Source organism: Campylobacter sp. RM16192 (genome assembly GCF_004803855.2).
Classification (GTDB): Bacteria; Campylobacterota; Campylobacteria; order Campylobacterales; family Campylobacteraceae; genus Campylobacter_A.
Genome location: NZ_CP012552.1, coordinates 184,439 through 200,476 on the forward strand (window position 1 = coordinate 184,439; position 16,038 = coordinate 200,476).

Sequence of the window (16,038 nt, forward strand, 5' to 3'; positions counted from 1 at the left end):
AGCTAAAGATTGTTTTAGTTTATGATACAATTTGTGCAGTAAAACAAAATTGCTTGGAGAGTGCTTTATGAGCGAATTTAAGAAGCTTCCGCAGATTGATAAGATATTAAAATGTCCAGAGTTTAAAGATAAAATTTCGTCTTTTGTAACTGAGTTTGCAAGAGATGAGATAGAGTTTCAAAGAGCTCAAATTTCACTTGGCAAACCATGCGCCGAATTTAAAAAAATTATAAAAAATATCCTAAAAAGATATGAAAAATTTCAAAGATCATCACTTCAAAAAGTGATAAATGCAACCGGTGTCATAGTGCATACAAACCTTGGAAGAAGCGTTATAGATCAAGAAATTTTAAATAGAGCCAAAGATATTATATGCTCATATTCAAATTTAGAATATAGCCTTGATAAAGGTGCTAGATCTAATCGTTATGACTATGTCGGATCACTTTTGGCGAATTTATTTGGTTTTGAAGATGCTATTGTAGTAAACAACAATGCAAGTGCGGTATTTTTGGTGCTAAATACCTTTGCAAAAAACGGCGAAGCCATTATCAGTAGGGGCGAACTGGTCGAAATCGGAGGCGGTTTTAGAGTGCCTGAAGTGATGCTAAATTCGGGAGCAATTTTAAAAGAGATCGGCACTACAAATAAGACAAATATAGATGACTATGAAGGTGCTATTGGCGAAAACTCCAAAATGATTTTAAAAGTGCATCGCTCAAATTTTGATATTGTAGGCTTTAGCGAAGAAGTGGATATGAGCGAGCTTTCAAATTTAGCTAGAAAACATGAGATATTAGATTATTACGATCTTGGAAGCGGATATATAGGGGCTTTGCCTTATGGACTTGAACATGGAGAGATTAGTTTGGCAAGCCTGGCTAAAAATGGCGTCTCGCTTGTTAGCTTTAGTGGAGATAAGCTATTTGGCTCTGTACAGTGCGGAATAATTTTAGGTAAAAAAGATCTGATAGAAAAGCTTAAGAAAAACCAACTTTTACGAATGCTTCGCGTAGATAAGGTGATAATTTCAATTTTAAGCGAGAGTGTAAAGGCGTATATAAACCGTGAATTTGAGCTTATAACCACTTTAAAACATCTTTATAAAAGCATTGACGAGCTTAAAGAGTTGGCGAATAAAATCAATGAAAATTTAAAATCCCCACTAAAAGTAGTAGATACTAAGACTTTTGTAGGCGGAGGAACTATGCCAAATAAGGCTATTCCTAGTGTGGCCTTAGCTTTAAGAGGTGATGCAAATTTAAATGAATTGAAATTTAGAGAGAAAAATGTGATCGGTCGCATCGAAAATGGAGAATTTTTACTTGATTTAAGAAGTGTTTTGGATAGCGATTTAAAGGAGCTCATAGAAGTAATAAACGAGATAGGAGAAGCGAATGAATAGCTTGATAATAGGAACAGCCGGGCATATAGATCATGGTAAGACAGCCCTTATAAAGGAGCTAAACGGCTTTGAAGGAGATAGACTTGAAGAGGAGAAGAAGCGTGGCATCACGATAGATCTTAGCTTCTCAAATTTAAGCAGAGGCGATTCAAATATCGCTTTTATTGATGTGCCCGGTCATGAAAGCCTGGTTAAAACTATGATAAGTGGCGCATATGGATTTGACGCTTGCTTGTTTGTCGTGGCGGCAGATGATGGGCTTATGCCTCAAAGCTTAGAGCATTTACAAATTTTAAATTTACTTAGCGTAAAGTCTTTGATAGTCGCGATAACAAAGAGTGATTTGGTTTCTAAAGAGCTTTTAGACCAAAGAGAGAATGAGATAAGAGAGGCTATAAAAAGCTATCAAAATCTTGAAATTTTAGAAATTTTTAGAGTCAGTATAAAAGATAAATCCAGTATTGACGAGCTTAGAAACTATCTTTTTACTTTACAAGCCAAAAAACTTAGCGAAGATGGTGTTTTTCGCTACTACATAGATAGGGTATTTAGTGTAAAGGGTATCGGAAATGTCGTAACCGGAACCGTGATAGAAGGAAGTGTTAGAAAAAACGAGAGGTTATTTAACTACGGTGCAAACAAAGAGGTGCAGGTTAGAAGCGTTCAGATCCATGATCAATTCGTAGATGTAGCCCATCAAAGTAACCGTGTGGCATTAAATTTAACCGGAATTGAGCTAAGCGAGCTTAAAAAGGGTCAGTTACTAAGTAAAAAAGGATTTTTTAGAGGTTTTAAAGAGGCTGATTGTATTGTAACTGCAAAAAATTTAATACATAATGAAAGCGTTACTTTTTGTGTTGGAGCTAGATCAATTAGCGCTAAAGTGCTGATTTTAACTCAGAAAAACGATAGCTATTTCGTGACATTTAAATTTGATAAAGATATGTTTTTAAAATTTGATGAACCTTTTGTTTTGATAGCCAATTCTCGTGTGATAGGCGGTGGAAGGGTTTTAAATCCTATAAATGAACCGCTTAAAAAACAATTGAAAATCGAGTTTTTAAATTTCTTGTTCAAAAAGGACTTTGTAAACGCATTTAATATACTTAAAAATTCGCATAAAAACGGCTTTGGTATCATATCTTCGTATCAAAGATTCGGTCTTAATCATGAAGAGGCTTTAAAAGCAGCAAGGCAAATTCCAAATTCATACGTAGATGAAAACGCTCTAAATATTTATGATTTAAGCGCTATAGATAGAGTAAAAGCCGTAATAAAATTTATGATAGAAAAAAATCAATATGCGATATTTTCAGCCGCATCCGTAGCTTTAAAGCTAAATTGGGCAAGCGAGGAGCTGTGCCAAAGGGCTATAGATGAGCTAAAAAGTGCGAATCTGATAGCTCAAAATGATGGCGTATATACAAAGATAGGCATTGATATAACGGAACTAAAGGTAAAGATAGAGGAGAGAATTTATAAAATTTTAGAGAGTGCAAATTTGGCTCCAGATGCACCTTATAATATATACGATGAGCTTGAAATAGATAGGGTAACGGGCGATAATGCGCTTAAAAAATTAACCGGAATAAGGCGGGTTGTAAGGCTGGTGCATAATCTTTTTGTAACCACAAAGGCTTTAAACGAGGCTTGTGAAAAATTAAGAGAGATCATTAAAACAGAAGGTTTTGTAAATGTAGTAAATGCAAAAGAGCGTCTAAATTTGAGCAGAAAGTACGTAATAGCCTATCTTGAATACCTGGACACAATGCCTGATATCATTAAAAATGGCAATGATAGGGTCATCAAAGGGTGATTTCATATCCGTTTAAAAAAAATTATTATAATCCTCGAAATTTTTAAAAAAAAGGTAAAAAAATGAAAAAAATTGTTGTAGTCTCTTTGGTTGCTGCTAGTGCGGCTTTTGGTGCGAGCGATGCTCAGATAATGGAATTTTATAACGCTATGATAGGCGGAAAACAAGGCGTAAGTATTACAGTAAGCGATCGCCAAAAAGTATCTGATAAATCAGATATAGAGGTAGTTACCGTAACTATAAGTGATGGCAAAAACTCTCAGCATGATGTAGTATTTACAAAAGGTGATTTTTTATTTCCTGAAATTTTCGATCTAAAAGAGCACAAATCATACTCTAGAGATTTCCAACAAAAGATAACTGTTAAAAATTTAGCCGCAGTTTATAATAAAGAGGATAAGAAAAATATCATCTCCTTAGGAAATGACAGCAAAAAACCTACTATAGTAGTTTTTTCTGACCCTGAGTGTCCATACTGTAGAGCTGAACTTGATAAGATAGAGAGCACTTTAAAAGAGTCTAATGTGCAAATTATATTAACTCCGGTGCATGACACAACAGCCCTTCAAAAAAGCTTCTTAGTATATAAAGACGTAGCAGCTGCAAAAAGCGATAGCGAAAAGATCAAGGCTCTAAGAAAATATTTCGCACCTGATTATACTGTAGATCAAAAAGCTGTAAGCGAAGATGAGGTAAAAAAGATGGATGAGCTTCGCACTAAGTATCTTGCCGCAGGCGTTAGAAGCGTGCCTTTTATAATTAATTTGGAAGAACTAAAAAAGTAAAATCTCAATTTTAAAGGCTTTGATTTTTCAAAGCCTTTTTATACATCTTCTATAAAATAACTAAAACTACAAATAAATTTAAAATTATCAAATAGATTTTTAAAATTTTATACAAGTAATTTTGTATTTATAAGTGTAATTATTTTTTTATATTTTTAAATATATTTTAAGAATAATACTTAATACAACTTCTTTACGATTTATAATTATAAGATATGCTAAATTTGCATAAAAAGTTTTTTAGGGCTTTTGCTACGAAAAGCTTTTTATTTGGAGATATTTTTATATAGAAATATGCCAAATTTGAATGTTATATTTTGCTTTTAAATTCTTTAATGAAAGGAGAGGGAAATGGAGGGATCAAGACGAGAATTTCTTAAAAAATCCCTAAAGATGGGGGCTGTTGGAGCAGGTGTAGTTGCTACTTCAGTTGCTACCGCTAGTACCGGTGGTAGTCTAAAATCAGACTCCAATGGTGTAGTTGTAGGAAAATCAAATAAAAAAGAGGTGCTCTATAAAACGAGCAAAGAATGGGAATATTACTATAAGATCGCTTATTAAGGGAGAAAACTATGAGTGATGCACGTATAGGAAGACGCTCTTTCCTTAAGCTTGCAGCCCTTGGAGCGGGTAGCACTGTAGCTTTCGGAAAGAACGAAACAATAAGAGGGGTCACCAATGAGGAGATTAAAAATCCTTTTGAGGGCTCAAAGAGGGTTAGAACAATTTGTTCGATCTGCTCGGCCGGCTGTGGTATAGAAGCAGAGGTTAAAGATGGGGTTTGGATACGCCAAGATATGGCTATGTATCACCCGATATCACAAGGTAGCCACTGCTGCAAAGGAATCGATCAGATCGATCTTACAAAGAGTAAACAACGCATCAAATATCCGATGAAGAAAGTTAACGGCAAATGGGAGCGCATTAGCTGGGAGACAGCTGTTAACGAAATCGGCGATAAGATGCTTGAAATTCGTAAAAAACATGGACCTGACTGTGTTGAGTTTTTAGGTTCGGCAAAATTTAGCAACGAGCAATCTTTCTATTTTAGAAAATTTGCGGCATTTTGGGGCACAAACAATATAGATCACGTTGCACGTATTTGACACAGCGCATCAGTCGCCGGAGCGGCGAATACTTGGGGTTATGGCGCTATGACAAACCACTTTGGAGATATTGCATCGAATTCTAAAGCTATTATGGTTGTGGGAGCAAACTCTGCTGTTGCAAACCCTGTTGGAGGTATGAAGCACTTCCTTCAAGCTAAAGATAGAAATAATGCAAAATTAATAGTTGTTGATCCGATCTTTACTAAAACAGCTGCCAAAGCCGATCACTATGTGAGAGTAAGACCGGGAACCGATATAGCGTTTGCTTACGGTATGCTACATCTTATATTTAAAAACGGATGGGAAGATAAAGAGTATATAGGCGATAGAACTTACGGAATGGATGAAATCCGTAAAGAGGCAGAGCACTGGACACCTGAGGTTGTTGAAGATGTTACTGGAGTACCTGCTGAACAATTAATTCAAGTAACTAGAATCTTTGCTACTACAAAACCTGCCGCTGTTGCTTGGTCATTGGGACTTACTCAGCACTCAATAGGTAGTTCTAATACGAGAATTTTCCCTATTCTTCAATTAGTGCTTGGTAACGCAGGAAAATCTGGCGGCGGATGTCAAATCATTCGTGGACATGACAACGTTCAAGGTGCTACAGATATGGGTAATTTGGCGGATTCTCTTCCTACATATTATGGTCTTGGAGATGCGGCTTGGAAGCACTTCTGTAAAGGCTGGGGCGTAGAATTTGATGATTTCGTAAAACGCTTTGCTGTTTCAACTAAAGAGCCTAAACAAGGCGGCGCTCCTGTTAAAGGAACGAAATTTGAGGAGTACTTCTATCACGATCCTAAAAACCCTGAAGATAGAAACTGGAGAAATGAAAAAGGTTGGTCGCTATCTAAATGGTGGCAAGGTGTTTTAAAAGAGGAAGATACCTTTACAAGCGGCGAGCTAAAAGTTCTTTGGGTTCAAGGAACGGGAATTACCTCTATGGCTCACCTATCTAAAATTCAAGAGGCTATCGATAAACTAGATATGCTTGTTATAGCAGAGCCTTTTGTAAACGAAGTTGCTATTCTTAGTGATAGAAAAGATGGAATTTACATCCTTCCTGTTGCGACTCAGTTTGAAAACGAAGGTATAGTTGTTGCGACTAACCGTGCTGCGCAATGGAGAACAAAGGTCGTAGATCCGCTATACGAGAGTAAGCCAGACCAAGAGGTTATGTTTGAATTTGCAAAAAAATGGGGATTTTATGATGAGTATACAAAATCTCTTAGAATGAATGATAATCTTGAGGTGGTAAAAGATAGCTTTATATGGCCTGACGATGCTACAAAAGAGCTTGCTAGAATGGGGCAATCTATCGGCCTTCAAGGATGGCAACCTGAGCGCTTAAGAAAACATCAACAAAACTGGGAGAATTTCGACCCTGATACCTTGATAGGTATAGGCGGAGAAGTTAAGGGCGAGTATTACAGCTTGCCGTGGCCATGTTGGGATAAGCAACATCCTGGAACACCAATACTTTACGACCTAAGTAAGCCTTATGTAGAGGGCGGATGCGGATTTAGAAATCGCTTTGGTTTAGAGCATAATGGGGTTAGTCAAATAGCTTCTGAAGCTGTTCAGTTAAAGGGTTCTAAGGTAAAAGGCGGATATCCTCAAATTACAAAAGAGAATATCGAAACAGTTCTTGGCATCACTCTAACAGAGGAAGAAAAATCTAAGATGGGTGCCAACTGGATGATGGATTATAGCGGTATTATTAATCAAAAATGCCGTGAGGCAGGCGTTGCTCCATTTGGTAATGCAAGAGCGCGTGCATTTGTATGGGAATTTATCGATAAAATTCCAAAACATCGCGAGCCTCTACACTCGCCAAGATGGGATTTGGTTCAAAAATATCCTGCTATTGATGATCAAAAGAAGAATTTCCGTGTTGCGGTTAAATTTAAATCAGAACAACAAGAGCAAGATTGGAGCAAGAACTTCCCAACTATTATCAGCTCAATGCGCCTAGTAAACTTGAGCGGTGCCGGAATGCTAGAGAGAACAAGTAAATATCTAGCGGCTATTACGCCTGAGATGTTTGCCTATGTTAATCCGGAGCTAGCTCTTAAATATGGTATCCAAGATAAGGATATGATGTGGATTCATTCGCCTCAAGGCACAAAGATTAAAGTAAGATGCTATCACAATCATAGCGTTACGCCTGATAGAATTTGTTTGCCTTATAACTTCGCAGGAGTTATGCAAGGTGTGGATTTAAGTCACCGCTATCCTGAGGGAACTAAGCCTTATACTACTGGTGAGCCTTCAAATATCATAACAAACTACGGATTTGACCCGGTAACTCAAATTTCAGAGTATAACGCAGGCTTATGTAGACTGGAAAAAGCTGATGATATGGGCTTTAAAACCAATTTCTTAGATGAAATAGCGAAGTAAGGAGTAGGTAATGGCAAGAATGAAATTTTTCGTTGATAACGATAGATGTATTAGTTGCTTTGGATGTCAAGTTGCTTGCTCTTCTGCTCACGAGGTTCCTGTAGGTGTATATCGCCGTAAGGTTATCACGCTATACGACGGCGTTGAAGGCAAAGAGGTTTCAACAACCATCGCATGCCAACACTGCACGGACGCACCTTGCGAGCAGGTTTGTCCTGTGGATTGCTTTTATATCCGTGAGGACGGTATCGTTCTTCACGATAAAAACAAATGTATCGGATGCGGATACTGCTTATACGCTTGTCCTTTTGGCGCACCACAGTTCCCAAGAGACGGGGCTTTTGGTATCAAGGGCGCTATGGATAAATGTACTATGTGTGCAGGCGGACCGGCTCCTACAAATTCACATGATGAGCGCGAACTATACGGACAAAACCGTATCGCAGAGGGTAAAGTGCCTATGTGTGCGGCTGTTTGTGCGACAAATGCTCTTTTGGTTGGAGATGCAACCGAAGTTGCAAACGTGTATCGCAAACGTGTCACACTTCGCAATACAGGCTTTTCTATCTAAATTTAAGGGGGCAAATTTGCCCCCTTTCCCTCTCTTTTATCTTTTAAAATATTTTATCTTTGATTAATCGCAGCGAGCTATAATTTGCTTAAAATGATTAAGTAAAAAGGATTTGCGATGAGGTATTTTCAAATTTTACTCCTTTTATTTATAGCTTTTTTCTTTGTAGCTTGCAGTACAAGTAGCACGCCAAAATTATACTTAAACTCTAGTGCGCCAGTATTTATCACAAATTTAGACGCAAATAGAACAGTTTTTATAAATTTTAAAAACTCATCGGGTCATCAAAACACTCTTGAAGAGACGGTTAAAAAGAAATTTATGAACAAAGGCTTCGTGCCAGTAGCTGATAAAAAGCTTGCTGATATAGTTATACTTGGGGATTTTATGATGCTTGAGCGAATTGAGCGCAAAGATCCGAATGTCTTTATAAATTTAGGCTACGGATTTGGCTCGTTTGGGCGCAGGACTTCAGCAGGCATTGGTGTTGTTTTTGGCGATCCTTTTTATGATGATTATTACGACACTCGCCACTACATATATAAAGCCACTGTTAGTGTCTCAATCACTACAAAAGAGCGTGAACAGCGCACTATACTTGATGTACAAAGCGACAAAAACGTATATTCGCCAAGCTATATTATGCCGTTTATAGAAGAAAAGATAGCCACGCAGATAATCAATTTCTTTTATTAATTTAAATTCTTGCAAATGGGCTAAATTGTATTTTTACTTTTAAATCTAGAGCGTTTTTGTAAATTTTCAATTCGTAAAGCCATTTTGATATAATCATTTTTAAATTTTGGCTTTTGAGCGCAAAATTTGTGAAACAAAAAGGAAGATTATGCAGATAAAGGAGAATAAAAAGGGTGCTATAGGCTCGCTTGTGATGTCTATTTTGCTATTTTTGGCAGGTTTAGTAGGCTATCTTTATTATGAGCTTAGTGGATCTGGAATTTTTACGATGGTTATAAGCTTTATATGTGCGGTTTTTTGCGTGAAAAAGATAGTTCAAGAGAGCTTTATAGAAATTTTTGATGACGGATTTGGCGTGAAAAAGGGTTCTAAACAGCATAAATTTTATTTTAAAGATATTGATGAGATCAGCACTCGTGTAATAGACAAGAAGCGAGATATACAGGTTTTAAATGTGAAATTTAAAAGAGGCAAGCTTGATAGAGATGCTGCCGATGGACTTATTCAACCAATCGGCGAAAACGACGCAATAATCTTAGATAAATACGAAAAATCAAAATATGAAATTTTTAATCTTTTAAGAGAGAAGCTGCAAAAACTTAATACTAATAAATAATTTTTGTTTTGAAATTTGATTTTTTTTCTTGTTATTGTTTATATTTTATAAATGTTAAAATAAGTATTTGTTTATAAATATTAAAATAATTTTTTCTGCTAGAAACTCGAATTTATACGATATATACGTGATTCTATATAAGTAAAATTTAATTTTTTTAATATATAATTTTAAATTATTTTTAAATAACAAGGATATTTATATGGAAATTTCAAAAGTTGTTTGTGGGGTATTGGCGGGGGTGGCTTTAAGCTCAACCTCTTTTGCTGCGGATTATGATTTAAAAGATATACCGCAGATACAGGCTGTAAATTTAGACGATGATATAGCAAAATCAGAAAAAGAAAAAAATGAAGCCAAAAAAGAGCAAGGTGAAAATAATAAGCTTCTTGAGGGTTTGAAAAACCAAAAAAATCAAAAAGAACAAGAAAAGGCAAACGCCGAGAAAGAACTTAAAGATAAAAGGGATAAAGTTGAGGTTTTAGATAGAAATATTAAAAATAAAGAACAAGAAGTAGATAAACTTACTAGGGAAGAAGCTGGACTTCAAAATGCAATTACATCAGCTCAAGAGGAAATTGAACGTGCAAATAAAAAAATTGAAGAAATAAATACAGAGATTGAAAGGCTAGAGCAAGAAAAGCAATCTGCTATTGACGAATCTTCAAAAAAAGAGTTTGAAAAAAAAATAGAGGCAGAAAAGAGTAAAAAAAAAGGTATAGAGGAGGGTAAAAAAGCAACCGAAAATGATATTGCTGGAAACCTTTCAAATCAATTACAGAAGAAGCAAGAAGCCCTAGAAGAAACTAAAAAAGAGAAAAGCCAATTTGAGACTCAACTTACTCAAGCGCAGCAAGAGCTAAACCAATTAGAACCAGAAAAACAACAAATAATACAAAAGGCCGAACAAGAGATACAGAGATTAGATGGTGAGATAGATACTTTAAATGAAAAGATTAAAAAGCAACAAGAGAAGATAGATAAGATAGAAAAAGAACTTAGGGATGCAAAAAAACAAAAGTTGTTTTCAGGAAATGAACTTAGCGCTGAACAAAAGGATGTTTTAAGAGCATTGCTTGAGTTTAAAGGAAATGATGTAGTAAATGCTATCATATCACAAGGAACAGCTGAGGAAATTTCAGAATTTGTAAGATCAAATGCTACATCTATCAACCAAACTTTAGAGTCGTTAAATAAAGGATTACAAACGGATATTATAAATTTTAGCTCAGACTTATCGACAAATACTCGTCTTGCTAAGCTAAGCAATCCTTTTAAGGGTGATCTTGCTCTTGCATATGCCGTTAAAAATTTAAGCGGAGAGATGTTTGCAGATAACGGCGACTCTATGGCTTCTGTGGTTAAATATTATACAGATAGATTTAATTATGACAATAACTTGTGGGGCAACATCATAGGAGCAAAAGGCAAAGTAAAAGACGGCGGCAATCCTGAGCTTTACGGATTTACTTTAGGATATGATAAAGCCTTTGATAATGTTATATTTGGTGGTTTTATTACTTATGCTAAGTCAAAAGTTGATTTTAGCATGGTTGAAAACAAGGCGGACAACTATCAAATAGGCGTTTACTCAAGAGCCTATATAGATAACCACGAGATAGACGTCAAAATTTCTATGGGAATAGCTAAAAATAAGCTAGATAGAAGCGTTAAAGTAGGCCTAGACACTCTTGATCAAACTGGCAGATACAACTCATACTTAGCGTCTTTCTCTTTGGACTACGGATATGTGACAAAGCTTAGCGATACTATGTTTATCAAGCCTACGATAGGTTTTGGATACTCTTTTGTAAAAAATAAAGCGTTTAACGAAAGCGGAGATTTGCCTTTGTCATACAATGCAAATAGATCTAAAGTCTTAAATTTAAGAGCATCGGGCGAATTTAGAAAGTATGTTAATGACGGAAGTTACTTGTATGTAGCGCCTGGAGTGGAAAGAGAACTTTATAAGAGTGTTGATGATAATATAGTAAGATTTGTAGGATCAAATAAAGATATTATCTTTAAAAATAACGATAAAAAATCAACATATTTCACACTTCAAACAGGTGCAGATTTTAAAATAACTGAAAGTTTAAGTACAAATCTAAATTTTGGCGTAAAAGCTAAATCAAAAGAGCAATTTTATAACGGAAGCATAGGATTGAAGTATAAATTCTAATTAAATTTATGTAGGAAATTCGTCGATAATTTCTAGCAAAGAATTATCGACGAATTGAAATTTAGATCTTTCTTACTACCTCGTATCTCTCGCCTGGTTTCATCTCGATGATCTCCCACGGCAAGCCTTGCTTCATAAGCTCGTCCATGAAAGGCTTAGCGTCAAATTCTTCCATGTTAAAGACACCTTTGCCATTCCAAATTCCCTTAGCTACCATCATCGAGCCTATCATCGCAGGAACGCCTGTCGTGTAGCTAACAGCTTGCGCACCGGTTTCAGCATAGCATGCCTCGTGATCGCAGACATTATAGATATATACTTGGCGCTCTTTGCCGTCTTTGATACCGCGGATCACGCAGCCTATATTTGTCTTGCCTTTAGTTCTTGGACCAAGGCTCGCAGGGTCCGGAAGTAGGGTTTTAAGAAACTGTATAGGCACTATTTTCATGCCGTTATGCTCGACCTCGTCTATGCGAAGCATGCCGACGTTTTCAAGGCATTTCATGTGCGTTAAGTAGCTTTGTCCAAAGGTCATAAAGAAGCGAATTCTCTTAATTCCTTTGATATTTTTAACCAAGCTCTCAAGCTCTTCGTGATATAGCAGGTAGCTATCTTTCACACCTATTTTTGGGTAATCCCACTGAAACATGATCTCCATTGGCTTGGTTTCTATCCACTCGCCGTTTTCCCAGTAGCGACCCTTTGAGCTAACCTCGCGCAGGTTTATCTCAGGGTTAAAATTTGTGGCAAACGGATATCCATGATCGCCTGCGTTGCAGTCTAGGATATCGATCTCGTGAATTTCATCGAACAAATTTTGCTGTGCATATGCGCAAAATACGTTTGTTACACCTGGATCAAAGCCGCTTCCAAGTAAAGCCATCGTGTCTGCGTTTTTGAAGTCGCCGTCCTTTGCCCATTGAAGCTTGTATTCAAATTTCGCAGTGTCAGGATGCTCGTAGTTTGCTGTGTCTATATAAGGAATTCCGGCTTTTACGCACGCGTCCATAAGTGTCAAATCCTGATACGGAAGCGCCACGTTTAGCAGTAAATCAGCCCCCGTTTGCTTGATGAGCTCTACAACCGCATCTGTGTCATCAGCGTCGATCTGAACCGTGTTTATCGTTATTCCAAGGCGCTCTTTTATAAATTTGGCTATCGCATCACACTTGCTTTTTGTACGGCTTGCAAGCGTGATAGTGGTAAATACATCGCTATTCATCGCGCATTTTACGGTTGCCACTTGGCTTACTCCGCCGGCTCCGATAATTAAGATATGTTTCATATTTTTCCCTTTCTTTTAAATTTATGTTTTTGACAATTATATTATAACTACGATGAAAATCAAGAAAATAAAAATAATCTTAAACTTTTGTTATATAAGTTATAATTAAGTTAATAGAATGTAAAATAAAGCTTATTTTAAACTTTTAAAAAAGGGGTTCGTATGAAATTTTCAAAAATTGCTTGCGTCGCACTTATGAGTGTCGCGCTTAGTTCAGGTGCTTATGCAAATCTTGATGATAAATGGCTTGAGATAAAAAAGTCAGAGGCAAAATATAATTTAGCCAATATTATAAAAGAAAAACTTCCAAATCTTTTTAATGACATAAGTAAATTTGAAACAGTAAATAAGAAAGCTGATGTTCCAGAAAGTTTTAAAGAGGCTATAAAGGAGATTTTAAAAGCTTCAAGAGTTGCAAATTCTGACGACTTGGATATTGATTTAGGAAACAGCTTTAAATCAACCGGAACTGTGACAATTAATAATCAAACTGTAACATTAGAAGTTTTAGAAGTAGATAGTTCAACAGAGCCAGAAATAACAATAACAACCAATGGAAAAACAGACAGTTTTAAAATTGCATTAGACAGTGACGAACTGGATATTACCTTAAACTCAGAAGGTGCAAATTCTGCATTGCAAGATATAGCAAACAATGTCAAACAACAAAAAGCAACCGATGAAAGTAACATTGAGGAAGCAAAAAAAGAGATAAAAAAAATTATAGAAGTTAGAGATGACAAAGGAAAACTTACAGGAGGTCTTATATTTGAAATAGGCGAGAATGTAAAACAAGCTACGAATGAATATGAAACTGCATTGGTACAGGATGCAAATAATGTAAAAAACTCACATGCTGATTACCTAGTAAAAAATCAAGATAGAATAATGGCTGAAAAAGATAAAGCTATTACAGATGCTCAAAAAGAATTAGATGCAAAAATAGCAGAATTAAATAAAGGCACAGCAGTATCTATAAAAAGTAATTCAGCAACTAAAGTACAAATTCAAGTGGAAAAATTGAACGATCTTGGAAAATCAACAGGTTTTGAAAATGATTATACAAAACTTACATCAACCAAGTCGGTTGTCGAAGTTACAACTGCTATCGCAAATCTTAAAACAGCAATAGATAATGGTGTAGTTATAAAAGAAGGTGATAAAGTCTTAACTAAAGCAGATTTGGAAGCTATAAAAGTTACTGAAGATAAAAGAGTCGAAATAGCCGACAGACTAGCTCCTATAGTTGGTGCAACTAATGGAGATGGTGCTAGAAAAGTTATAGCAACAGCAAATGCAGCTATAGCTAATGTTAATCTTGGTCATTCTGCTAATGATACAAAAGCTGCTGAAGATAAAAAAAGCGAAATATTAGCTAGTTTTGTCGCGGATGGTGTTGCAGATAACTATGTAAAAAAAGGGCAACAAGCTCTAGGAGACGAAAATAGCGGTGCTATAAAAGATTTTAACAATGCAAAAAAAACATTTGAAGATGCTGTAAAAGCATTTAATAATCCAGCGGTAAAACTACTTGACAAAACACCAGAAGGCGTAGAAAAACAAGTTTTAAATATTAAAAATTTATCTGAAAAACTAACTGCAGCAAAAGCCAAGGATGATACCGCAGAAAATTTAAAAGAGAGAGCAGACCTTCTAAAACAGGCTATTGATAGTGGAGCTATTGTTAAAAACAAAGAGGATGGAAATAAACCATTAACAAAAGAGGCTATAGATGCAATTCTTGCCTCAAGTGATAATGAAGCTACAAAAAAAGTAAAACTAGATAATATTATAGGAGCTAATGACGCAGATGAGCATTCTGTACTAAAATCACTAAAAGATGCAGAAGGACAATTGCAACCATTAAATGGTTACGTAGAAAACATATCTACAACAAAAAAATTTCTAATAGATGCTAAAGCTAACTATCTTGATTTAGCTAAAATCAGAGCAAACATGATTACTAAAAAACCTGATTCTAAACTATCATCAACACAATCAGGTCAAATTTTAAAAGGACTAGCTGATATAGTTGTAGATAATGAAATAGCAGGCAATACTTTAGCAGGAAAAGACGTAGCAGATGTAGTAAATTTCGCTAACGCAAACGAAGTTTCCATCAAACAAGCCATATCTTCTATGACCCAAACAGCAGACATAGACATAGTAAAATTCAGCTCAAACCTATCTACAAACACTCGTCTTGCTAAACTAAGCAATCCATTCAATGAAGACTTAGCTCTAGCTTATGCTGTTAAAAATTTAGAAGGAGAGAAATTTGCAGACAATGGCAACTCTTTATCTTCAGTAGTTAAAGGTTATACAGATAGATATAACTATGATAACAACCTATGGGGAAATATCATAGGAGCTAAAGGTAAGATAAAAGATGGAGCAAATCCAGAACTATATGGATTTACACTTGGTTATGATAAAGCATTCGATAACACTATAGTTGGTGGATTCCTAACCTATGCTAAATCTAAACTAGATGGAGACCTAATAGAGAACAAAGCTAACAACTATCAAATCGGTCTATATACAAGAACATTTGTAGACAACCACGAGATAGATACTAAACTATCTATAGGAACATCTAAAAATAAACTAGATAGACAAGTTGTTGACGGTCTTAAAACTTATGATCAAAAAGGTGACTACAAAACAATATTTGCAAGTGTAGCATTTGACTATGGTTATGTAGTAGCTCTATCAGATACAGCATTTGTTAAACCTATCATAGGTGTTGAATATGCATATGCTAAAAACAAAGCATTCGATGAAAGTGGAAAACTACCTTTAGCATACAATGCTAATACATCAAAGACACTAGCTCTTAAAGCAGCTGCTGAATTTAGAAAATATGTAGAGAACGGAAACTACCTATATATTACTCCAGGTCTTGAATCTGAAATCTACAAAAAATCAGGAGATATGATTGCAAGATTTGTTGGCTCAACAACAGATATTAACTTCGGTGCTAATGATAAGAAATCAACATACTTTACACTACAAACTGGTGCAGAGATGAAACTAACAGAGAACCTAAGTACAAATATCAACTTTGGTGCAAAATACAAATCTAAAGAGCAATACTACAACGGAACTTTAGGTCTAAAATACAAATTCTAATTCTATATCCCCTAAGCCAAGTAGCTTAGGGG

General features: G+C 35.7%; 11 protein-coding genes. 10 read left to right on the forward strand and 1 reads right to left on the reverse strand.

The window, feature by feature from the left end:
* The first annotated feature begins 67 nt into the window (after positions 1-67).
* From selA to CDOMC_RS01005, 9 genes are all read left to right on the forward strand, one after another.
* Positions 68-1,405: an L-seryl-tRNA(Sec) selenium transferase gene (selA, locus tag CDOMC_RS00960; RefSeq protein ID WP_172127148.1), complete on the forward strand. Its 1,338-nt coding sequence runs from the start codon at positions 68-70 to the stop codon at positions 1,403-1,405.
* Entirely contained in the window at positions 1,398-3,221 is a 1,824-nt protein-coding gene (selB, locus tag CDOMC_RS00965) for a selenocysteine-specific translation elongation factor (RefSeq protein ID WP_172127150.1), read from the forward strand. Before selA ends, selB begins: the two co-directional genes overlap by 8 nt.
* A gap of 62 nt (positions 3,222-3,283) precedes the next feature.
* Complete coding sequence (locus tag CDOMC_RS00970) at positions 3,284-4,006, forward strand: thioredoxin fold domain-containing protein (RefSeq protein WP_172127152.1); 723 nt, start codon at positions 3,284-3,286, stop codon at positions 4,004-4,006.
* Positions 4,007-4,357: 351 nt separating this feature from the next.
* Positions 4,358-4,567, forward strand: a complete 210-nt coding sequence (locus CDOMC_RS00975) for a twin-arginine translocation signal domain-containing protein (RefSeq protein ID WP_170019796.1) — start codon at positions 4,358-4,360, stop codon at positions 4,565-4,567.
* 11 nt (positions 4,568-4,578) lie between these two features.
* A complete protein-coding gene (locus tag CDOMC_RS00985; RefSeq protein ID WP_236861323.1) occupies positions 4,579-7,524 on the forward strand; it encodes a formate dehydrogenase subunit alpha in 2,946 nt (981 codons plus the stop codon).
* Positions 7,525-7,534: 10 nt separating this feature from the next.
* Positions 7,535-8,095: a formate dehydrogenase FDH3 subunit beta gene (gene fdh3B / locus CDOMC_RS00990; RefSeq protein WP_172127158.1), complete on the forward strand. Its 561-nt coding sequence runs from the start codon at positions 7,535-7,537 to the stop codon at positions 8,093-8,095.
* Between the two features lie 117 nt (positions 8,096-8,212).
* Positions 8,213-8,791: a complement resistance protein TraT gene (gene traT, locus CDOMC_RS00995; RefSeq protein ID WP_172127160.1), complete on the forward strand. Its 579-nt coding sequence runs from the start codon at positions 8,213-8,215 to the stop codon at positions 8,789-8,791.
* Between the two features lie 148 nt (positions 8,792-8,939).
* Positions 8,940-9,407: a molybdate transport repressor gene (locus CDOMC_RS01000; RefSeq protein WP_172127162.1), complete on the forward strand. Its 468-nt coding sequence runs from the start codon at positions 8,940-8,942 to the stop codon at positions 9,405-9,407.
* A 202-nt stretch (positions 9,408-9,609) separates the two neighbouring features.
* Positions 9,610-11,589, forward strand: coding sequence for an autotransporter domain-containing protein (locus tag CDOMC_RS01005; RefSeq protein ID WP_172127164.1), 1,980 nt, complete (start codon positions 9,610-9,612; stop codon positions 11,587-11,589).
* A 61-nt stretch (positions 11,590-11,650) separates the two neighbouring features.
* Here CDOMC_RS01005 and CDOMC_RS01010 read toward each other — a convergent pair whose 3' ends face one another.
* Positions 11,651-12,874, reverse strand: coding sequence for a saccharopine dehydrogenase family protein (locus tag CDOMC_RS01010; protein WP_172127166.1), 1,224 nt, complete (start codon positions 12,872-12,874; stop codon positions 11,651-11,653).
* A 162-nt stretch (positions 12,875-13,036) separates the two neighbouring features.
* On the opposite strand from CDOMC_RS01010, the gene CDOMC_RS01015 reads away from it, so the two are divergent.
* On the forward strand, positions 13,037-16,006 hold the full coding sequence (locus CDOMC_RS01015; RefSeq protein WP_172127168.1) for an autotransporter outer membrane beta-barrel domain-containing protein: 2,970 nt from the start codon (positions 13,037-13,039) through the stop codon (positions 16,004-16,006).
* Positions 16,007-16,038: the final 32 nt, after the last annotated feature.

Excerpts from the sequence above, each read along its gene's own strand:
- selA (WP_172127148.1), top strand. The coding sequence starts at position 68 with ATGAGCGAATTTAAGAAGCTTCCGCAGATTGATAAGATATTAAAATGT.
- selB (WP_172127150.1), top strand. The coding sequence starts at position 1,398 with ATGAATAGCTTGATAATAGGAACAGCCGGGCATATAGATCATGGTAAG.
- CDOMC_RS00970 (WP_172127152.1), top strand. The coding sequence starts at position 3,284 with ATGAAAAAAATTGTTGTAGTCTCTTTGGTTGCTGCTAGTGCGGCTTTT.
- CDOMC_RS00975 (WP_170019796.1), top strand. The coding sequence starts at position 4,358 with ATGGAGGGATCAAGACGAGAATTTCTTAAAAAATCCCTAAAGATGGGG.
- fdh3B (WP_172127158.1), top strand. The coding sequence starts at position 7,535 with ATGGCAAGAATGAAATTTTTCGTTGATAACGATAGATGTATTAGTTGC.
- traT (WP_172127160.1), top strand. The coding sequence starts at position 8,213 with ATGAGGTATTTTCAAATTTTACTCCTTTTATTTATAGCTTTTTTCTTT.
- CDOMC_RS01000 (WP_172127162.1), top strand. The coding sequence starts at position 8,940 with ATGCAGATAAAGGAGAATAAAAAGGGTGCTATAGGCTCGCTTGTGATG.
- CDOMC_RS01005 (WP_172127164.1), top strand. The coding sequence starts at position 9,610 with ATGGAAATTTCAAAAGTTGTTTGTGGGGTATTGGCGGGGGTGGCTTTA.
- CDOMC_RS01010 (WP_172127166.1), bottom strand. The coding sequence starts at position 12,874 with ATGAAACATATCTTAATTATCGGAGCCGGCGGAGTAAGCCAAGTGGCA.
- CDOMC_RS01015 (WP_172127168.1), top strand. The coding sequence starts at position 13,037 with ATGAAATTTTCAAAAATTGCTTGCGTCGCACTTATGAGTGTCGCGCTT.